The 21826-nt window shown below is 39.6% G+C and carries 18 protein-coding genes; 11 read left to right on the top strand and 7 right to left on the bottom strand.

What is annotated here, in order from left to right:
• Nucleotides 1-24: 24 nt before the first annotated feature.
• From QMN06_RS06460 to dapD, 5 genes are all read right to left on the bottom strand, one after another.
• Nucleotides 25-1014, bottom strand: coding sequence for a tripartite tricarboxylate transporter substrate-binding protein (locus tag QMN06_RS06460; RefSeq protein ID WP_281969317.1), 990 nt, complete (start codon nt 1012-1014; stop codon nt 25-27).
• Nucleotides 1015-1076: 62 nt separating this feature from the next.
• On the bottom strand, nt 1077-1964 hold the full coding sequence (gene prmB / locus QMN06_RS06455) for a 50S ribosomal protein L3 N(5)-glutamine methyltransferase (protein WP_281969316.1): 888 nt from the start codon (nt 1962-1964) through the stop codon (nt 1077-1079).
• Entirely contained in the window at nt 1964-3133 is a 1170-nt protein-coding gene (gene dapE / locus QMN06_RS06450) for a succinyl-diaminopimelate desuccinylase (protein ID WP_281969315.1), read from the bottom strand. The genes prmB and dapE overlap by 1 nt, the downstream gene beginning before the upstream one ends.
• On the bottom strand, nt 3130-3495 hold the full coding sequence (locus QMN06_RS06445; RefSeq protein ID WP_348649134.1) for an arsenate reductase: 366 nt from the start codon (nt 3493-3495) through the stop codon (nt 3130-3132). Before QMN06_RS06445 ends, dapE begins: the two co-directional genes overlap by 4 nt.
• Nucleotides 3495-4334 (bottom strand): 2,3,4,5-tetrahydropyridine-2,6-dicarboxylate N-succinyltransferase, encoded by an 840-nt coding sequence (gene dapD, locus QMN06_RS06440; protein WP_281969314.1) that lies wholly within the window; start codon nt 4332-4334, stop codon nt 3495-3497. The genes QMN06_RS06445 and dapD overlap by 1 nt, the downstream gene beginning before the upstream one ends.
• Nucleotides 4335-4466: 132 nt before the next feature.
• On the opposite strand from dapD, the gene smc reads away from it, so the two are divergent.
• From smc to ligA, 3 genes are read left to right on the top strand one after another with little or no spacing between them, the layout of a single operon-like run.
• Nucleotides 4467-7988 carry a chromosome segregation protein SMC gene (gene smc / locus QMN06_RS06435; RefSeq protein WP_281969313.1) on the top strand — a complete coding sequence of 1174 codons (3522 nt, stop codon included), beginning with the start codon at nt 4467-4469 and terminating at the stop codon, nt 7986-7988.
• A 1-nt stretch (nt 7989) separates the two neighbouring features.
• Complete coding sequence (locus tag QMN06_RS06430) at nt 7990-9156, top strand: cell division protein ZipA C-terminal FtsZ-binding domain-containing protein (RefSeq protein WP_281969312.1); 1167 nt, start codon at nt 7990-7992, stop codon at nt 9154-9156.
• A 6-nt stretch (nt 9157-9162) separates the two neighbouring features.
• The gene (gene ligA, locus QMN06_RS06425; RefSeq protein ID WP_281969311.1) at nt 9163-11181 is read left to right on the top strand and encodes an NAD-dependent DNA ligase LigA; all 2019 of its coding nucleotides are present in this window, start codon (nt 9163-9165) and stop codon (nt 11179-11181) included.
• Here the strand turns inward: ligA and QMN06_RS06420 are convergent.
• Nucleotides 11178-13745 carry a [protein-PII] uridylyltransferase gene (locus QMN06_RS06420; protein WP_281969310.1) on the bottom strand — a complete coding sequence of 856 codons (2568 nt, stop codon included), beginning with the start codon at nt 13743-13745 and terminating at the stop codon, nt 11178-11180. The genes ligA and QMN06_RS06420 overlap by 4 nt on opposite strands.
• 3 nt (nt 13746-13748) lie before the next feature.
• Nucleotides 13749-14585 carry a type I methionyl aminopeptidase gene (gene map / locus QMN06_RS06415; protein ID WP_281969309.1) on the bottom strand — a complete coding sequence of 279 codons (837 nt, stop codon included), beginning with the start codon at nt 14583-14585 and terminating at the stop codon, nt 13749-13751.
• 154 nt (nt 14586-14739) lie between these two features.
• Between map and rpsB the strand changes: the two genes are divergently transcribed.
• The 8 genes from rpsB to QMN06_RS06375 all read left to right on the top strand — a co-directional run bounded on the left by rpsB (nt 14740) and on the right by QMN06_RS06375 (nt 21692).
• Nucleotides 14740-15492, top strand: coding sequence for a 30S ribosomal protein S2 (gene rpsB / locus QMN06_RS06410; RefSeq protein WP_281969308.1), 753 nt, complete (start codon nt 14740-14742; stop codon nt 15490-15492).
• On the top strand, nt 15492-16379 hold the full coding sequence (gene tsf / locus QMN06_RS06405) for a translation elongation factor Ts (RefSeq protein ID WP_281969307.1): 888 nt from the start codon (nt 15492-15494) through the stop codon (nt 16377-16379). The genes rpsB and tsf overlap by 1 nt, the downstream gene beginning before the upstream one ends.
• 91 nt (nt 16380-16470) lie before the next feature.
• Nucleotides 16471-17181: a UMP kinase gene (pyrH, locus tag QMN06_RS06400; protein ID WP_281969306.1), complete on the top strand. Its 711-nt coding sequence runs from the start codon at nt 16471-16473 to the stop codon at nt 17179-17181.
• A 13-nt stretch (nt 17182-17194) separates the two neighbouring features.
• On the top strand, nt 17195-17755 hold the full coding sequence (gene frr / locus QMN06_RS06395; protein WP_281969305.1) for a ribosome recycling factor: 561 nt from the start codon (nt 17195-17197) through the stop codon (nt 17753-17755).
• A gap of 20 nt (nt 17756-17775) precedes the next feature.
• Entirely contained in the window at nt 17776-18552 is a 777-nt protein-coding gene (locus QMN06_RS06390) for an isoprenyl transferase (protein WP_281969304.1), read from the top strand.
• Nucleotides 18545-19405, top strand: coding sequence for a phosphatidate cytidylyltransferase (locus QMN06_RS06385; RefSeq protein ID WP_281969303.1), 861 nt, complete (start codon nt 18545-18547; stop codon nt 19403-19405). Before QMN06_RS06390 ends, QMN06_RS06385 begins: the two co-directional genes overlap by 8 nt.
• Nucleotides 19402-20571 (top strand): 1-deoxy-D-xylulose-5-phosphate reductoisomerase, encoded by a 1170-nt coding sequence (ispC, locus tag QMN06_RS06380; RefSeq protein WP_281969302.1) that lies wholly within the window; start codon nt 19402-19404, stop codon nt 20569-20571. Before QMN06_RS06385 ends, ispC begins: the two co-directional genes overlap by 4 nt.
• Entirely contained in the window at nt 20568-21692 is a 1125-nt protein-coding gene (locus QMN06_RS06375) for a site-2 protease family protein (RefSeq protein WP_281969301.1), read from the top strand. Before ispC ends, QMN06_RS06375 begins: the two co-directional genes overlap by 4 nt.
• Nucleotides 21693-21826 lie beyond the last annotated feature (134 nt).

Below are 21826 nucleotides of genomic sequence, written 5' to 3'. Positions count from 1 at the left end.
CTTTCTCTTTAGAGTTCTATCAAATTAATCGATGTAAGAACCGGATGCTTTGATAATTGGAGCCCATTTTTTAATCTCAGATTCAACCTGACGTTTAAGACTTGCAGGAGTCACATCTTCTGGCGGAGCAATTTCAACGTTTAATTCTGCTAGGCGCGCTTTGACATCAGCGTCAGCCAAGGCAAACTTGAGTGCGGCATTCAGTTTTTCTGTCACTGCTGTTGGAGTGCCTTTCGAGGTATACATGCCGTGCCATGCAACGACTTGGAAGCCTTTTAATCCTTGTTCATTGAGAGTCGGAACATTCGGTAAGCTAGACAAACGTTTTAAAGTAGTTGTGCCAAAAAGTTTGACTTTATCTGCTTTGATATGTGAAAGGGTATTTGTGGTTTGGTCACAAAGTAAATCAACCTGACCACCCAAAATATCTGTAATCGCTGGACCGGTACCTTTGTATGGAACCTGAGTCAATGGAATACCTAGTTGGCTTGTAAATAACATACCACAAAGTTGCGAAACCGCACCGGGACCTGCGTTTGCAAGGGTCACTTTATCTCGATTTTTTTGGATGTAAGCCAAAAGCTCTTTATAGTTATTGGCTGGTAAGTTTTTACGGCCAATCAATGTCATTGGAGCGTTAACTACCTGACCAATATATTCAAAGTCGTTTAAGGTGTCATATGGTAATTTTGAATACAAAGCTGGAGCTGTTGATATGCCGATATGGTGCAGCAGAACTAAGTAACCATCTTTTGGAGACTTTGCAACTCGATTAGCTGCAATCGTACCACCAGCACCAACCGTATTTTCAACAATTACTGTTTGTCCTAAAAACTTGGTCATTGGAACAGAAAGTAAGCGCGCAACTGCATCTGTTGGGCCACCAGCTGAAAAGGGCACAACGATTGTTACAGGTTTGGCGGGATATTCTTCCGCTTGTGCGGATAATGAAATTGATAGTATGACTAATCCAACTACTGAAACTATATTTTTAAGTGATTTCATCATGGTCATAGGGAGTAAGTTTAAGAAAATTATAGAAAACTTATTATATTCTTAATCATAGAAACATACACCTATGGTAAGTCCTTATAAGTAATTAATAATACTTGTTGAGTTCCAGAAGAAACGGATAACCATGTCACATTCATTTCAGGGAATGCTTTCTTAAAATGTTCGTATTCATTGCCAATTTCTAAAACCAAAGCACCAGAGTGATTTAAATAATCTTTAGCTTGTTTAATAATTTTTCGAATAATAACCATTCCATCTGTACCCCCTGCCAATGCTATTGATGGTTCTTGAAGGTATTCATCTGGCAATTGCGCCATCGAACTCGAGTTAACATAGGGTGGATTGCACAAAATAATGTCAAACCTATCATTCGCTGAAAGGGGGGGTAATCCCTCAAATAGGTCTCCACAAAATAGCTCAATGGATTCATCGAGTTGATATTTTTCAATATTCAATGCTGCGAGTTCAAGAGCATCTGGACTGATGTCAGTGGCACAAACGATCATATCTGGGCAAGCAATCGATAAAAGAATGGCTAAAGAGCCATTACCAGTACATAAATCAAGAGCACGCCCCCCTGGAGGTAACCACGGCTCAAGAATTTCATCAGAAATCAGTTCTGCAATAAAAGATCGGGGAACGATACTACGTTCATCACAAATAAAATCGTAACCCATCAACCAAGCTTCACCTAATAAATAGGCAAGTGGTTTGCGAGTTGAAATTCGCTCATGAACGATGGCATTTGCTCTGTCAAAAGCCAAGGTAGGATAAGGTTCATCAACACGATCTAAAGCATCAATCGGCGCAATATGAACACAATGTGACAATATCCAGAAAGCTTCACTATCTGCATCCGGAGCGCCGTGACCAAAGGATAAGTTAGCAGTTGCGAGGAGCTCGCTTAAGACATCACAGGCATCGTTAAAAGTTAAATCAGAGTTCTGCACTATGAGCGTACTAATTCTTCAAGGGTACGGCGATAAATATTTTTTAAGGATTCAATATCCGCCAGGTTCACGTTCTCATTCACTTTGTGTATAGAGGCATTAATGGGACCAAACTCGACCACTTGAGGACAAATTTTAGCGATAAATCGTCCATCACTTGTCCCACCAGTTGTGGATAGTTGTGGCTCAATACCAACTTCCTCAACAATGGCATGACTTAATGCTTGGCATAACGTACCTTGAGGTGTCAAGAAAGGCTCGCCGGCTTGATTCCAGGAGATGTCGTAATTCAGTTGATGCTTTTTTAAGATATCCTCTACCTGAGTCATTAATCCTTTGGCAGTACTTGATGTAGCAAAGCGGAAATTGAAATCAATAATAGCGTCCCCGGGGATCACATTTAATGCCCCTGTTCCGGAGTGGAAGTTTGAGGTTTGCCAAGTGGTTGGAGGAAAGTATTCATTCCCCTGATCCCATTCGATGGCTGCTAATTCTGATAAAAGCGGTGCTGCGAGATGGATTGGATTTTGAGCAAGATGTGGATAGGCCACATGACCTTGAATTCCCTTAATCGTTAATTTAGCAGACAATGAGCCTCGGCGACCATTTTTAATCATATCGCCGAACTTATTCGAGCTTGTCGGTTCACCAACAATACAATAATCAAGTCGAACCTGACGTTCTTGTAATTTATTGACAACGACCACTGTCCCGTCAGTATTTTTGGGACCTTCTTCATCACTCGTTAATAAAAAAGCGATAGAGCCAAAGTGTTGAGGATACTGTGCAATAAATTCTTCTGTTGCAACAACAAAAGCAGCTAAAGAGCTTTTCATATCAGCCGCACCACGGCCAAACAAATGACCATCCCGAATTTGAGGAATAAAAGGATCCGAGGTCCATTTTTCAAGAGGCCCAGGTGGCACTACATCAGTATGGCCAGCAAAAACTAAGCAGGGAGCGTCATTAGCGCCACTTCCACGACGAATCGCCCATAAATTTGTTACCCGAAAATCATCAGGCCCACTCAAAATTGTTTCGCAACTGAAGTCTAAAGTTCGCAGCCGGCTTGCGATTAGATCTTGAATTCCACCATCTTGGGGGGTAATGGAAGGATGGGCAATAAGTCCTTGAGCTAGTAACTGGGTATTCGTTAAAGAGGAATTCATAAAGCTCCAAATATCGATTGATAGTCCGCTTCTTTAAAACCAAGATAAATGGATTTAGAATCTTCTAAGATAGGGCGTTTGATCATCGAAGGATTTTGTATCATCAAAGAAATTGCCCCAGATTGAGTTTGAGATTGTTCTTTTTGTTGATCCGTTAAATTTCGATAAGTCATGCCAGAGCGATTAATTAATTGAGTCCATTCAACATGTTTTAACCATAGTTGGATGAGCTCCTCATTCACGACCTGTTTTTTAAAATCGTAAAATTGGTAATAAATCTGATGACTTTCAAGCCAAACTCGTGCTTTTTTCACAGTTTGACAATTAGGTATACCGTAAAGGGTAATAGGCATTCGAGTCATCAATCTCTTAAAAGTTCATTAATAGCTGTTTTGGCTCTCGTTTGAGCATCGACTTTTTTAACAATGATGGCAGCATAAAGACTATATTTACCATCACTAGAGGGCAAAGATCCAGGAACTACCACAGAGCCTGCAGGAACGCGACCATAATGAACCTCACCCGTTTCACGGTCATATATTTTTGTACTTTGACCAATATAAACACCCATTGATAAAACACTATTTTCTTCGATTACTACACCCTCAACGACCTCAGAACGTGCGCCAATAAAGCAGTTATCTTCGATAATGACTGGACCAGCTTGAACTGGCTCCAAAACCCCACCAATACCAACACCGCCTGATAAATGAACATTTTTGCCTATTTGAGCACAAGAACCAACCGTTGCCCAAGTATCGACCATACTTCCTTCATCGACATAAGCGCCAATATTGACGTAGGAGGGCATCAAAACAACATTTTTTCCGATAAATGAACCACGTCTTGCAACAGCAGGTGGTACTACGCGAAAACCACCTTTAACAAAATCTTCTTGCGTATATTTTTCAAACTTGGAGGGTACTTTATCAAAGAATTGCGTGTAACCTCCAGCGCTCATTAATGCATTATCTTGGAGTTTGAATGAGAGTAAAACAGCCTTTTTAACCCATTGATGAACAGTCCAAACACCAACGGACTCCCTTGAAGCTACACGAATTTCCCCATGATTAAGCCCTTCAATTACTTCGGCAACACTTGCGCGTAATTCGGGTGAGGCGTTTTGATTCGAAATTTGAGCACGGTTATCCCAAGCTTGGTCAATAATTGATTGAAGTTGATCTTTGTTTGTGTTTGTCATATAGGAGTTTTCAGAGGTTAGGGCAATTTAATGTGTTTATTTTATATCTTTGTTGGCAAATGTTGTAAAAACACAGATTCAATTACAAAAATTGATATCATCATGTTTTAACGGTGAAAAATGTAAAACGTTGTGAGACTGAAATCAATCAAACTAGCAGGTTTTAAATCCTTCGTTGACCCGACCAACTTTGAATTACCAGGCCAACTTATTGGTGTTGTGGGACCAAATGGGTGCGGAAAATCTAATATTATCGACGCTGTAAGATGGGTGCTTGGTGAATCACGTGCAAGTGAATTGCGCGGAGAGTCGATGCAAGACGTCATTTTTAATGGTTCAGGATTACGAAAGCCAGCAGGTAGGGCGAGTGTTGAATTAGTCTTTGATAATACCGACGGCCGTGCACAAGGTCAGTGGGCTCAATTTGGTGAAATTTCTGTCAAACGTGTCTTAACGAGAGACGGCGCCTCAAATTATTTAATTAATCAGCAAGTTGTTCGTCGTAAAGATATACAAGATATGTTCTTGGGAACTGGTCTTGGTCCTAGGGCCTATGCCATTATTGGTCAAGGAACGATTTCAAGAATTATTGAATCAAAGCCTGAAGAATTGCGTGTCTTTTTAGAAGAAGCTGCGGGCGTTTCAAAATACAAAGAACGACGTAAGGAGACTGAAGCTCGTCTAGAAGATACCCAAGAAAATCTGACACGTGTACAAGATATTTTGCGGGAATTAGATGCTCAATTAATTAAATTAGAGTCTCAAGCAGAAGTTGCCCAAAAATATACAGAATTTCAACAAACCATGCATGAGCAGCAGCAAATGTTGTGGGTTATGAGATATATTGAAGGCGAGCAGATTCAGCAGCAACAACAACAAATCATTCGTCAAGCCCAAGTTGATTTAGAGGAAAAGATTGCATCGGTCAGGTCTATCGAATCTGATCTAGAGATAAAACGTAATCAGCAATATGAACTACAGAATAATGTTTCTCAAGCACAAGGCGATTTATACGAGGTGAACGCCCAGATATCCAGAATTGAGTCTGAAATTAAATTTGCCAATGACTCAAAACAGCGCTTAGAGAATCAATTACAAAGTTTACAAACTCAACTATTACGCTGGCAAGCCCAATATGACCTGGCCTCTGAACAGCAAAGTAAAATTCAGGTTGAAATTGAGCAGGCTCAAGACCTAGACGAGATGTGTCAGGCTGATGTTAAACAACATGAGGCAGGATTACCTGACCTAGATGATTGTTGGTTGTCATCCGAGCAACTTGTGAACCAATTGAGAAATACCTTTAACGAATTAGATAAGCAAGTTGTTAGTAAAAAAGCATCTATTCAGGGGATTAGTTCTCAGGTTGAACAAGCAGAGCAACGCTTGGTGCGTTTACAAATTGATTTTGAAAAACTGATCAAACCGAATGAAGAAGCTTTAAACACTGCAATTGATCGTAGTCAAAGTGCTTTAAAGAAAAGAGATGAAGCACAGATTAAATTACAAGCTTCTGAGCAGGCGGTTCCATTAGCTGATAAAGCAAGACAGGAGTCCCAACAAGCACTTCAGCAGGCAAATCAATTGGTTAGCCAAACTCAAGCAAAACTGTCAGCTTTAAAAGGTATCCAAGAACGCGTTCAGTCTCAAGGTAAATTACGCCCTTGGTTAGAGCAGCATCAATTGCATGATCTACCAAGATTATGGCAAAAAATTCAAGTTGAAAATGGATGGGAATCCGCAGTTGAATCTATCTTAAGAGAAAGAACTGGGGCAATCCAATCAAGCGATTTAAACGATGCAGTCAAGTTCGTTGAAATGATTCCGCCTGGCCGAGTTGCTTGGTTTGAGACATCGGCTAATCAAGCCATGTCAAAACAGGCGAGTGTTAGTAATTTAACGCCTTTATTTAGTCGAATTGTGGTGAAAGATTTAGCACTAGCTGGCGTATTACAAGAGTGGCTGGTTAATGTGTTTGTCATCGACTCTGTAGCTGATGGTTTATCGAGAAGACATGATTTACCAGTGGGGGGAGTATTTGTTGCGAAGTCAGGCCACATTATTTCTCGAGTTGGTATTCAGTTGTACGCCCAAGATAATGAACAGTCCGGTTTAATCGCCAGAGCTAAAGAAATTGAAAGTTTAGAATTACAAATTAAATCTGAGCAGATTATTCTGGATGAGTGTCAAAGTGAACACTCTAAAATGCAATCGCAATATCAGATAACCCATCAACAAGCAATTAATGATCGATTAGCTGCTGAACAAACAGTTAAAGATGCGCATCGCTTTGAAATGGAAACTTTGCAACTCAAGCAAGCTGAGCAAGAGTATGCCAATAAAGCAAATCAAGTAAATAATGATATTGCTGAAACAGAACAATCGATTACTCATTTAAAAGCTACCTTAACGAACAGCACGGCTGATATTCATCAGCTTGAACTAGAAATCATTGAGTCCCGAACTCATTTTGAAAAGTCTCAAGTTGATCATCAAGAATTACAAAAAGCACGAGATAGCGCTCTTAAACATCATCAAAGTTTAGTATCCAAAGCTCAAGAGGCTTCTTATGAATTAAGAACACTTCTTCAGAGACAGAATGATTTAAATAATGAAATGAAGATGTCCTCTGAACAGATTGAGCAAATTAAAAACTCAGAGCTAAGTATTCATCAAGATTTAGAACAATTTTCCGATGCCTCATTACAAGAACAACTCCAGGAACAATTAAGTTTTCGCTCAGACAAGGAGCATGCCCTTGCACAAGCAAGAACTATTTTTGATGCGTTAGTATTCGAAATTAAGTCTACAGATGAAAATCGTATGGGCCTAGAAAAATTTATTGAACCGATACGTGAAAAAATCACCGCTGCTCAATTAAAGGAACAAGCATCTAGACTCACCGTTGAGCAATTTAACACCTTACTCAAGGAACAGAATGCTGACATAGAGAGTGTCAAAGCAAAAATAACATCCGAGCATCGTGTGTCGCAATTGCAGACACAAGTAAATCAATTACAAAATCAGATTCAAGCCCTAGGTCCAGTCAATATGGCTGCTTTGGACGAGTTAAAGGCATCGAGTGAAAGAAAAGGTTTCTTAGATGCTCAGATGGCTGACTTAAATGAAGCAATGAGCACTTTAACGGATGCCATTATGCGAATTGATTCAGAAACAAGAAGTCTCTTGCAAGATACCTTTGATCAAGTGAATCAGCATTTCTCTGAAATTTTCCCAGCCTTATTTGGTGGTGGTAATGCTAAGCTAGTAATGACAGGCGAAGAAATCTTGGATTCAGGCGTCCAAGTGATGGCCCAGCCACCTGGCAAGAAAAATACAACGATTCATTTGCTATCTGGCGGAGAAAAGGCACTTACAGCAATTGCTCTTGTATTTTCACTATTTCAATTAAATCCAGCCCCATTTTGTTTATTAGATGAAGTTGATGCACCGCTAGATGATGCAAATACGGCAAGGTACTCAGACATTGTTGCCAAAATGTCGCAAAAAACACAATTTTTGTTTATTTCACACAACAAAATAACAATGGAAATTGCGAATCAATTGATTGGTGTTACGATGCAAGAGCAAGGTGTATCTAGAGTTGTTGCTGTAGATTTACAAGCTGCCACTGCATTGACCCAGAGTGAATAAAATGCCTGAAAGTGTATTGCAATTAATAGAACAGTTAGATTTACAAAAAGCACTACTTATAGTTAGTGTTTTAATTGTGCTTGCCTTGATCATTAACAATGTTTTACGTACCCAACGACTCAAAAAGCGCATGATGAGCAACTTTGCTCAGGCTGCTTTACAAGAGTCTGTAAATTCTGAAAAGATGATTGAACCTCATTTTGGCCCTGCATCTTCTGATGTTGATCAGCAAATAGGTGAAGCACCTTCAGACAATACCCAAGCCACGCCACAAAATTTAGGTAGTTCAACTGTTGACAGTATTTCTGCAGCGCCTTTGAATGAAGACGCAAATTCTGCGGAGCAATACAGTACCCGTATGGATCCGAATATTGACTGTGTTGTTGCGCTTAAATTTTCATTATTGATTCATGGGCAGGAAGTTATCGAGAAAATGTCCAACTCTCCAGTCAACCCAACATATCGTATTGCATGTGAAGGTTTATGTGAAAATGACGCGCATCAAACTTGGGAGTTGATACAAGCAGATCATGAGTATCGTGAATTACAGCTAAGTATTCAATTAGCTAATCGCCGTGGACCAATCAGTAAAGAAGATTTAGCAGAATTTTTAGGGTTTGCCTCTCAATTAGCCCAGGATGTCGATGCCGAAATTGATTTACCCCCAATACCTCAGGTTTTATCTCAAGCTCAGGATTTAGATCAATTTGCAGTTCAGTCTGATATTCAGTTGAGTTTTAATATAGTGCCTAACATGATTAGTTGGTCAACCAAAGATGTCGATGCGGTTTTAATCAAAAATGGTTTTTCACTATCAAGAGATGGTTTATTTTTTAATTATTTCATACAGAATAGGATTCTCTTTAAGGCCCAAATACCTGGCGTAAACCTCTTGACTGATGATTTACAAACAATTCGTGTTAAAAGTGTTTTATTCGCCTTAGATGTACCTTTAGTTCCTCAAGAACTTCATCCGTTTTCTAAGATGCTAGAGACTTCAAAATTGATTGCGCAAGAGCTTGATGGACGGGTATTAGACGATAATGGTCAAGTCTTAGAGTTAAGTTCGATTGATCTGATTGTGGCGCAACTTGAGCCGATTTACGCGTTGATGGAAGAACGTCAGATACCCGCAGGATCTTCATCTGCGGCAAGATTATTTAGTTAAATTTGCATGGCAGAGCAACTCGACCAACGCTATGCTTGGCTGAAAGAGCAGATAGCTCAATTTGATCAGGCGTATTACTTAAATGATAGTCCGTTGATTTCGGATGCTCAGTATGATGAATTGTTTCGCGAGTTACAAGCGATTGAAAAAAATCATCCAGAATGGATAACCATTGATTCCCCGACACAGAAAGTCAGTGGCTATGCCAACCAAGTATTTTCCGAGGTTGTGCATGGCAGCCCCATGTTATCCCTTAATAACGCACTGACAGAAACTGAATTAATTGCATTTGATAAGCGTTGTCGAGAGAGTTTAGAGTTATCTTCAGTTGAGTACGCTTGTGAACTTAAATTTGATGGCTTAGCTATTTCTTTACTCTATGAAAACTCTTTTTTAGTAAGAGCTGCGACACGCGGGGATGGTGCTGTAGGCGAAAACGTGACCGATAATATCAAGACAATTTCACAAATCCCGCAGCGTTTAATCGGGACGAATCTGCCACAAAGAATTGAAATTCGTGGTGAAGTCTTTATGACACATGAAAATTTTCGTCAGTTAAATGAAGATCAAAGAAATCTAGGCGAAAAAGAGTTTGCCAATCCCAGAAATGCTGCGGCAGGCAGTTTAAGGCAGCTTGATTCTAAGGTTACTGCCCAAAGATCGCTCTCGTTTTATGCTTATGGAATAGGGGAACTTATTCCTGATCGATGGTTGCCTGAACGACATTCAGACTTAATGGATCAAATGATTGCTATGGGTTTACCGGTTTGTGAAGATCGATTGATTGCATATGGTTATTCAGAATTAATGCAATTTTTCCAGAATATTGAAAGTCGTCGTGAACAATTACCTTTTGATATTGATGGTGTTGTCTATAAAGTAAATGCATATCGTTTACAACAACAATTAGGTTATGTATCGCGTGCACCAAGATTTGCTATTGCGCATAAATTTCCTCCGCAAGAGGCATTTACAAGAGTTTTAGCCATTGAAGTTCAAGTTGGTAGAACGGGAGCCATTACTCCTGTAGCGCGTCTTGAACCAGTCCTTGTTGGTGGCGTCACTTTGACCAATGCTACCTTACACAATGAGGATGAAATTATTCGAAAAGATGTTCGTATTGGCGATACCGTGGTCGTTAGAAGAGCTGGGGATGTGATCCCTGAAGTTGTGATGGTCGTTCAAGAAAAACGGCCGATAGATGCCGAGGTATTTCGTATGCCAACGCATTGTCCTATTTGTAATTCACAAATTAGAAAGCTACCCGGTGAAGCAATCGCTAGATGTACAGGTGGATTATTTTGTAATGCTCAAAAACTTCAATCCATCATTCATTTTGCGCACCGTCGCGCAATGAATATTGATGGCCTTGGCGAAAAAATAATTGAACAGTTAATTTCTGAACAGTTAATTAGAAATCCTTCTGACTTATATCGCTTAGGTTTGAATGCTTTATTACGCTTAAATAGGATGGGTGAAAAATTAGCTTCTAATTTATTGATAGCTATTGAAGAGTCGAAACAATGCTCTTTGGCACGAGTGATCTTTGCCCTTGGTATTAGACACGTTGGTGAAACAACAGCAAAAGATTTAGCCAAACATTTCGGATCTTTAAACGCATTTATTTTGTCTGATGACGAAGCCTTGTTGAAGGTGAGAGACGTTGGTCCTGTTGTTGCACAGTCGATTCGAGATTTCTTATCTCAGGAACATAATATCGAGGTCATTGAGCAATTGATGGTTTGTGGAATTAACCCAATCGAAAAAGCTTCTGAAGAAATAAAAGTGACTGCATTTATTGGCAAAACGGTTGTGATTACAGGGACTTTAGCTACACTCTCAAGAGACCAAGCAAAAGAACTTCTTGAGCGAGCTGGTGCAAAAGTTTCAGGTTCTGTTTCTAGTAAAACAGACTTTTTACTCGCAGGCACAGACGCAGGCAGTAAATTAGATAAAGCTCAAACATTAGGTATTACTATTATCGATGAATCTGAATTTTTAAAGCTTTTAGCTATAGAACTTTAGTTAGATAATGCTTCAATCAACTCAGTTTCGATTTGAATTTGAAGTTTCGGATTGAGTTTTAGCTTATCACCATCTAGTAACAAAGTATCTTCAACACGCTCTCCGAGAGTATTAATTTTTGCATTTCTTAAAGAAATTTGATGGCTCGCTAAAATTTTCGAAATACTATAAAGAAGTCCTGCCCGATCGTTTGCTGTGAGGGAGAGAATAAATAAATCACCTTTTTCATCTGGGATGAGCTGAACCCTTGGTTGCATCGGAAATGTGCGCGATTGTCTTGAGATACGGCCTTTTTGAGGCGCGGGCAGTGGCCCATCTTTCTTGAGCATTTCAACCAATTCATGTTCTACCATTTGGATGATTGGACGATACTCGGATACTTGAATATCCTGTAAATAGGACACTTGAAAAGTATCTAATGCATAACCATGTCTAGTCGTATGAATGATCGCATCTTGAATTGAAAACCCATTGTGATCAAAATAGGAACAGATTTTGGCAAAAAGATCAGGCTGATCTTTTACATAAACGACAATTTGTAAACCTTCACCAATAGGTGACAAGCGGGCTTGTACGACAGGTATTTTGGAATCGATGACATGGTAGAGATGTCTGGTTATCCATGCAATATCCTGTGCATCGTGTTTTAAGAAAAATCCGACATCAATTTTTTTCCATAGCTCAAGGTGAGCATTTTGTGCTAGCCCATGAAACCGAAGTTGATCGATGGCTTCTTGCTGACGGATTTCTAACTGTGAGGAAGTATCAAACTTCGCTCCACCGAGATAATTGAGCGTAAGACGATACAAATCCTCTAATAATTTACCTTTCCAGGCATTCCAAACCTTGGGACTTGTACCGCGAATATCGGCAACAGTTAGCAAATAAAGAGCAGTTAAATGTCTCTCGTCGCCCACCTTTTTAGCGAACATCGCGATAACCTCTTGATCGGAGATATCCATTTTTTGAGCAATTTGACTCATACTCAAATGTTCAGCCACAAGAAAAATCACAACTTCAGTATCTTCTTTTGAAAGACCATGTTGAGAAGCAAATAATTTGACATCCTTTTTACCGAGATCAGAATGATCACCGCCACGTCCCTTAGCAATATCATGAAATAAAGCCCCAAGAATAATTAACCAAGGTTTATCAAAGTTAGCTGCTAACTCACTACAGAAAGGGAACTCATGAGACAGTTCGGGGACAAAAAATCGACGAACATTTTTTAAAACCGTCAGAATATGCTGATCAACCGTGTAGACATGGAACAAATCATGCTGCATTTGGCCGACAATTTTTCTAAACGGCGGAAGATATCGACCTAAAACACTGGTTTGATTCATAATGTTTAAAGACCGAAAAACCCCTTTAGACGATTGAATAATCGTTAAAAATTGTGCACGGTTTACTGGGTTGTTGCGCCACTGTGAGTCCATGAGTTCGCGGGCGTTATATAGAGCTCTTAGGACCTGTGAGGAGAGCCCAGTAAGGCCAGTTGTATTTGCTAGTACAACAAAAGTTGCCAAAATTTGATCAGGTCTTTTGGTATATAGTAGTGGATCAATGATATCCAATTGACCTTGGCGTTCAATAAAGTTTTCTGAAATAGTTCTAATATTTTGCGCTTCTTTAGGAAATAATAGTGCCTCAATATTTTGAATCAGAACTTCATTGAGTTGAGTAACAGCTTTGGCCGCCCAGTAATAACGACGCATTATTTGTTCGCTCGCTCTTTTTTCTGGGGTACTCACTAGGCCAAATTTTTCCGATAGAGGATTTTGAATTTCAAAAGCAAGTTGATCTTGACGACGATGACTAATTAAATGAATGTGTGCACGAATGGTTTGAAGAAGTTTATGGTTTTTAGCTAATTCACTTGCTTCACGACCCGTGATAATGCCTCTTTTATTTAAATCCCGAAATGTATGACCAAACTTTGCTGCTCTAGTCATCCACAAAATAACTTGAATATCTCTTAGTCCCCCAGGACTTTCTTTCACATTGGGTTCAAGTGAGTAGGGTGTATTTTGATATTTTTGGTGACGTTGACGAAGTTCTAAAAGTTTTTCTAAAAAGAAGGCTTTGGGATCTAAAATTTCATCAAATTGAGACATCAATCGTTGGAATAATTTTTTATTACCAAACAAAAATCTTGCCTCTAAAAGAGAGGTACGAACCGTTACATCCTTACTTGACTCTTCAATACATTCATCAATACTCCGAACAGAGGAGCCTATTTCTAAACCTAAATCCCAACAAAGGGTGATAAATTTCTCAATTTTTAAAGTAAGAGCTGAATTGAGTGTGTTGCTTGGAGAGGATTGAAGTAAGAGCAGAATATCGACATCTGAAAATGGAAATAACTCATTACGACCAAACCCTCCTACTGCAATTAAGCTTGGAGATTCCTCTGCAGGCAAGGTATCCATTCCGCAGTCAACCCATGCTTTTTCTAAAACTTTACCAGCGGCGATACTTAAACCTTTAGTTAAAGTATGAACCTGATGATTTTCTTCAAAAGACTTGAAGAGTTCTGTTTTCATTTCGAGAAAATAATTCATGGCTTATGATCTTGGCGGGAAGGTATTGCCAAACAATGGCCTGACAATTTCTGGTGGAATAGGAGAGTGTTCTGATACCGTTAAAACTTCTACCCCAGAGGCAGTCACAAGAACAGTATGTTCCCATTGCGCAGATAAACTACGATCTTTTGTTTTTACAGTCCACAAATCAGGCATTGTCCGAATTTCACGACGACCGGCATTGATCATTGGTTCAATCGTGAACGTCATTCCTTCCACTAAGGAATCGCCAGTTCCAGGTTTTCCATAATGCAAGATTTGGGGATCTTGGTGAAAAACCTTACCAATACCATGACCACAATACTCCCGGACAACAGAGTAACCAGCTTTTTCAGCATGTGTTTGAATCACATAGCCAATATCTCCTAAGCGAGTTCCTGGCTTGACTTGTGCAATACCTAACCACATGCATTCAAAGGTGATTTGACATAAGCGGTTAGCCATTATCGACGCGTCACCTACTAAGAACATGCGACTGGTATCGCCGTAATAACCTTCTGGCGTAATAACTGTAATGTCCAGATTGACAATATCACCAGATTTTAAGATTCTTTCCCCTGGTATACCGTGACAAATCACATCATTAACGGACGTGCAAATAGACTTTGGAAAAGGAGGATAACCTGGAGGTTGGTAATTCAGAGGTGCAGGGATGGTGTGTTGCACATCTCGCATATATTCATGGCATAAGCGGTCAATCGTTTCCGTACTGACGCCTTCTTGAATCTGAGGAGTAATAAAATCCAACACCTCACTGGCAAGTTTCCCAGCATGACGCATGCCATTCAGATCTGATTCTTCTTTAAAAATTGATTTCATAGTGGAATTATGACTCAAAGTAGTCTATAATGTGGAAACTTTGTTGGGTTGAATAATCTTATTCATTCACAAAGAATCACGAGTCAAACCATCCGGGGTGCCGCTATTGAGCGTAATCAGGATTTGACTTTAGTTTAAACCCTAAGGAGAAATTATGTCAGTGACAATGCGTCAAATGCTCGAAGCTGGTTGCCATTTTGGCCACCAAACCAGATTCTGGTCCCCTAAGATGGCCCCATTTATTTACGGTCATCGCAATAAAATTCATATTATTAACTTAGAGAAGACTCTTCCGATGTACGAAGAGGCGATTAAGTTTGCCAAAAATATTGCTTCTAATCGCGGCACTATTTTGTTTGTTGGTACAAAACGTCAATCCAAAGAAATTATTGCTGAAGAAGCTGCTCGTGCTGGCATGCCCTATGTTGATGCTAGATGGTTGGGCGGTACATTAACCAACTTTAAAACAGTTAAAGGCTCAATCAAGCGTTTGAAAGAAATGACTGCAGCTCAGGAAAATGGCGAGTGGGAGCGTTTATCCAAAAAAGAAGCTTTGATGAATGAGCGTGAAATAGATAAATTACAAAAATCTTTAGGTGGTATTCAGGATATGGGCGGTATTCCTGAAGCGATTTTTGTCATAGACGTTGGGTATCATAAGATTGCTCTAACAGAAGCCAAAAAACTTGGTATTCCTGTCATAGCAGTAGTAGATACTAATCACTCACCAGAGGGTGTTGATTTCATCATTCCTGGAAATGATGACTCAAGTAAAGCGGTTACTCTTTATGTACGTGGAATGGCAGATGCTATCTTAGAAGGCAAGGCAAATGCAGTCAACCAAGTATTAGAGTCAATCAAAGAAACAACTGAAGATAGTCAAGTCGAAGAAGGGCGGGAAGGTTAATGGTAGCAATAACTGCTGGAATGGTAGGAGAGCTTCGGGCCAAGACCGATGCTCCCATGATGGAATGTAAAAAAGCGTTAACTGAAGCACAAGGAGATATGGTCCGTGCCGAAGAGCTTTTGCGCGTTAAATTAGGTAGTAAAGCTAGTAAAGCGGCATCTCGCGTTACTGCTGAGGGCGTAATTGCATCCTTTATTGATGGTAATCAAGGAACATTGATCGAAATTAATTGTGAAACAGATTTTGTTTCCAAAAATGACGATTTCTTAAAGTTTACGCAAGATTGTGCCAAGTTGGCTGTTCAACATCACATCGCAAATGATGATGTTGCAGCATTGTCTGCATTGGCATTAGATGGAAAGACAGTTGAGCAAGTTCGTACTGAGTTGATTGGTCGTATTGGTGAAAACATTTCAATTCGTCGTTTCAAAGTATTCCATCAAGGAACTTCACTCGTTTCATATTTACATGGAACTCGTATTGGTGTCATGGTGGAGTTTTCTGGAAATGAGACGGCTGCTAAAGATGTGGCGATGCATATCGCGGCAATGAAACCAGTTTCTCTATCTACAGCAGATGTACCTGCAGAAAAAATTGCTGCTGAAAAGAGCGTTGCTGAGCAAAAAGCTGCAGAATCAGGAAAACCGCCAGAAATCGTTGCCAAAATGGTTGAAGGTTCAATCCAAAAGTATTTAAAAGAAGTTTCTCTTTTAAATCAGTCATTTGTAAAAAATGATAAGCAGACAGTTGAGCAAATGCTGAAAGAAAATAATACAAGTATTCAATCTTTCACGATGTACATTGTTGGTGAAGGAATTGAAAAGCGTCAAGACGATTTTGCGGCAGAAGTTGCAGCGCAGGTTGCTGCGGCAAAAGGTAGCGCCTAAGAGTTTGTTTTTATTAAAAAAAGGCGCTTTTTAGGCGCCTCTTTTTTAGCCCTTTATAATAGATTTAATATCGTAAATAGAAAGAATCCATATGCCTGCCTATAAGAGTGTACTTCTTAAGTTATCTGGTGAGGCTTTAATGGGTAACGATTCCTACGGAATCAATCCGGCGACAATTGATCAGATGGTGACTGAAGTAGCTAAGGTAGTTCATCAGGGTATCAAGCTAGCTATTGTTATTGGTGGTGGTAATATTTTTAGAGGTGTTGCAGGTGGTGCCGCTGGAATGGACAGAGCGACAGCGGACTATATGGGAATGCTTGCCACGATGATGAATTCTTTAGCACTGCAAGATGCTTTACGTCAAAAAGGAGTTGAAGCTCGAGTTCAGTCTGCTTTAAGAATGGATCAAGTGGTCGAGCCCTATATTCGACCAAGAGCAATTCGTCACATGAGTGAAGGTAAGGTGGTTATTTTTGCTGCAGGTACTGGAAATCCATTTTTTACAACAGATACTGCAGCGGCTCTGCGTGGAGCTGAAATGGGCGTAGATATTGTTTTGAAGGCTACTAAAGTCGACGGTATTTACTCGAGTGATCCAAATAAAGATGCCAACGCCACACGGTATGAATCTATTAGTTTTGATGAAGCGATTAGTAAAAACCTGCAAGTCATGGATGCGACTGCCTTTGCATTATGTCGCGATCGTCAATTACCGATTAAAGTATTTTCAATATTTAAACCAGGCTCTTTACTCCGAGTAGTCAATGGAGAACAAGAAGGCACTTTGGTACATGTGTAATTAAGGAACTGTTATGTCAGCAAATGAAGTTATATCCAGTGTGGATCAAAGAATGAATAAGTCCATAGAGGCTTTAAAAAATGCTTTAGCGAAAATTCGTACAGGAAGAGCCAGTACGGGCTTATTGGAGCATATTCAAGTCGACTATTACGGAAATCCAACTCCCATTTCTCAAGTTGCTGCTTTAGGTTTAGCGGATGCCAGAACACTTACTGCGACTCCATGGGAAAAAAATATGATTGCCGTTGTGGAAAAAGCCATACGTGATTCTGATTTAGGCCTCAATCCAGCGACGCAGGGTAATGTTATTCGGATTCCAATGCCTGCATTGACTGAAGAGCGTCGTCGCGACTTAGTTAAAGTCGTCAAATCAGAAGGTGAAGATGCAAAGATTGCCATCCGTAATTTAAGGCGCGATGCGAATGAATCTCTCAAAAAATTAACCAAGGATAAGTTAATTTCAGAGGATGATGAGCGCCGTTCACAAGATGATGTGCAAAAACGTACTGATCGTTTTGTTACAGAAATCGATAAGATTGTGCAAGAAAAAGAAAAAGAAATTATGACTGTTTAGTCATTGATATATTTACTCACATGGAGTCCATTATTAATAGTTCAACGATAGAAGTACCTAAAACCAGTGTAATTCCCCGACATATTGCAATCATTATGGATGGCAATGGTCGTTGGGCTAACCAACGGTTTTTACCCCGAGTTGCAGGACATTCAAAAGGGCTAGAGACCGTACGGAATATTGTTGAGCAATGTACTTTACATGGTGTTGAATTTTTAACATTATTTGCATTTAGTTCAGAGAATTGGCGTCGTCCAAAAGATGAAGTTAATTTCTTAATGAATCTATTTTTTAAAGCATTAGATAAGGAAGTTGCCCGACTCCACACGAATAACATTCGTCTAAGGTTGATTGGGGATATGAGTGGCTTTCCAGAAAACATACAAAAACGGGTCGAAATTGCTGAGCGTTTAACGGAGAATAATACCGGTTTAGTTTTAACGATTGCAGCCAACTACGGTGGCCGCTGGGACATTTTGAATGCAACTCGAAAAGCCCTTGCGCAAAATCCAAATATCGATCCTGCACTGATTAATGAATCATGGCTTCATCCTTATCTTGCCATGGCATATGCACCAGAACCTGACTTATTTATCCGAACTGGTGGAGAACAGCGCATCAGTAATTTTCTTTTATGGCAGTTAGCATATACAGAAATGTATTTCACAGATATATTTTGGCCAGACTTTGATGCAAAAGCTTTTGAAGATAGTCTCCATTGGTTCAGAAAGCGTGAACGTCGATTTGGGCAAACAGGTTTACAGATATTAGAAAAAACCATCTCTAAAAATGCTTAAAACGCGCGTTATTACGGCTGTCGTTTTATTATCCGTATTTATTCCTATTCTCTTGTTTAGCCCAACTATTATTCTTTCACTAGTAGTGTCTATCATCATTTCTTTGGCTTCTTGGGAGTGGGGAAGATTCATCTGGGGTGTGAAATCACGATTACCTATTTTTTACAGTGTAATGATTCAAGCCTTATTGGTTCTTCTGATTTACTGTATTGAAGGTAATAATCAAAATGTTATTACCTTATTCAGTTATTTGATGCTGGGTATTTTATGGGTGAGTATGATTTTTTGGTTGATCGTTGTGCCTTTCATCTTAAGTAAAAAATTACAATTTTCGATCAAAACCAATACACCGTTACTTGCAATTGCAGGAGTGATTATATTTTTGAGTGATTGGTATGCATTTATGCTTTTAAAAGACAAAGGATTATGGGTTTTGCTTTCTGTACTCATGATTGTTTGGACAGCTGACATTGGTGCTTATTTCGTAGGAAAACAAATAGGTAAAAATAAATTAGCTCCTCAATTAAGTCCTGGAAAATCTATTGAAGGAGTAATTGGAGGAATGCTGGCTGTTTGCATATTGGGATGCATCTTCTTTTCACTTAATATTTCCTCCATGAACTTTTTTAATGTTATTGGGCAACAATCTAGTTGGATAGTTTTAATACCCTTATGTATATTTTTAGCTGGTATGAGTGTTGTCGGTGATTTGTTTGAATCCCAGCTCAAAAGAATCTCCGGCATGAAAGATAGTAGTGGTCTATTGCCAGGTCATGGCGGGGTTATGGATCGTCTTGACGCGCTATTGCCAGTCTTACCAATTGCTGCAATATGCATTCAAGGAATATCATGAGAGGCTTATGTATATTGGGTTCTACTGGATCAATCGGTGAAAATACCCTAGACGTAGTTGCACGCCATCCAGATTTATTCCAAGTAAAAACTTTAACCGCTAATACTCAAATTGAAAAATTAGCAAAACAATGTATTCAGTTTCAACCTGAAATTGCTGTTGTCGCGAATGCTGAATTAGCCAAACAGCTGAAATCACTTTTACCTCATTCTTCAACTCAAGTCTTATTTGGACCAGAGGGTTTGATTGAAGCTGTGATGCAACATCAAGTTGATACTGTCATGTCAGCTATCGTTGGCGCAGCTGGTTTATTGCCGACGATCGAAGCCGCTAAAGCTGGGAAAAGAATTTTGCTTGCCAACAAAGAAGCCTTAGTAATGTCAGGTCAAATTTTGATGGATGTGGTTGCTCAAAGTGGTGCTGAATTATTACCGATAGATAGTGAACATAATGCCATCTACCAGTGTTTACCCCACTCGAAAGATAGTAACCCCTTAGAAATTGACGAGCTCCTTCTGACTGCTTCAGGGGGGCCGTTTTTACATCGTCCGATCGAAACATTAATGCACGTCACTCCTGAAGAAGCATGTGCGCATCCTAATTGGGTGATGGGGAGAAAGATATCAGTTGATTCATCGACGATGATGAATAAAGGCCTTGAGTTGATTGAAGCGATGTGGCTTTTCCAAATGCCTCAAGAGAAAATTCAGATTGTGATACATCCACAAAGCGTGATTCACTCCTTAGTAAGGTATGTTGATGGATCACTACTTGCGCAGCTAGGAGAGCCGGATATGCGAACGCCAATCGCATTTGGTTTGGGTTGGCCGCAAAGAATAGCATCTGGCGTTAAGCCGTTAGATATGATGCAACTTGGCCAACTTAATTTTATGCCTGCAGATGTCCAACGATTTCCTGCCATAACACTAGCCCGTGAAGCAGCAAGATTAAGAGGAACCGCCCCAGCTATCATGAATGCTGCCAATGAAGTTGCGGTAGAAAGTTTTCTTAATCGTCAGATTACCTATCCTCAAATAGTTCAAGTCGTTTCTCAAGTATTAGAAAATATTCCATCTGAACCGGCTACATCATTAGAGTTAGTTTTATCAGTCGATCAACTTGCTAGAGATAAAACAAAACAATATATTTTGGAGGCCCTGCAATGACCTTAATTTCTTTTTTAGTTGCAATTGTTATCCTCGTAGGATTTCATGAGTTTGGACACTACATCGTGGCAAAGTGGTGTGGTATCGCTGTAGAACGATTTTCCATCGGATTTGGACCAGTATTACTGAGAAAAAAACCAAGCAAACCCTTAGGGACAGAGTTTGTTTTATCCGCCATTCCTTTAGGTGGGTATGTCAAGATGATTGATACTAGAACGCATAGCAACTTAAATGCAGAGCAAATTGCTCACGCATTTGATCAACAAGCTTTATGGAAGCGATCAAGTGTTGTTGCGGCAGGTCCTTTTGCAAATTTTCTACTTGCCTTTATCTTTTTATTCATTTTGTATTTAAGTGGTCCATTGCAGGTAAAAGCAATTTTAGATGAGCCTCCGGTAAATTCTATTGCAGCTAAAGCAGGATTAGTTGATGGTGATGAGGTTAGGGGATTTGCCTTCCTACCAAAGGACTCTGATGGTGTTGATCTGAGTGTTGAATTTACCCCAATCGATAGTTGGAATCGTTTACGCTGGAAACTTTTACGAACAATGATGGGTGAACAGGGGTTTGTATTACAAGTGGCTCATGAAGGGAGTGGTGATACTAGAGTCGCCTTTACACATGATGAAATACAATCACTTCACCTCAAAAATGATATGTTTTCTCAACTAGGCTTGATATTGAGCAAGGATAATCCCTTACCTACTTTTCGTTTAGAGCTTGGAATCACAGAATCCATCTCTCGTTCATTTGAAAGAGTTCAAGATATCACTACTGTTTCGGCTTTGAGCATTTGGTCTCTAGTTACTGGCAAGGCATCCCTTAACCAGATCAGTGGTCCTATTGGAATAGCTGGTATGGCTGGTCAGTCAGCCAATTCCGGCTTTACCGCATATATTGGATTTTTAGTACTCATCAGTATTAGTTTAGGGCTTATGAATTTATTACCTTTACCAATGCTAGATGGCGGCCAACTAGTTTTTGATTTTTTTGAATTACTACGTGGAAAGGCCGTATCGACAGAAGTGAGGGAGTTTACCTCCAAACTAGGCGTTCTTGGAATACTTATCCTTACAGGAATTGCTGTTTTTAATGATTTATCACGGCTTTTTCATGGATAATGGAGTGTAGAATCTAATCTATTGGATTTTATGCATTAATCTGACAATAATTACATTGAATTTAAGAGCCTTTTAGTTGAATATTAAGAAAAATAAATTACATCTCGCGATTGCTCTAGCATTTAGTCTAGGAA

The organism is Polynucleobacter sp. SHI8, from assembly GCF_027944005.1.
Lineage (GTDB): Bacteria > Pseudomonadota > Gammaproteobacteria > Burkholderiales > Burkholderiaceae > Polynucleobacter.
Note: the sequence above shows the minus strand (reverse complement) of the source record. Positions and strands in the feature narration are given on the sequence as shown.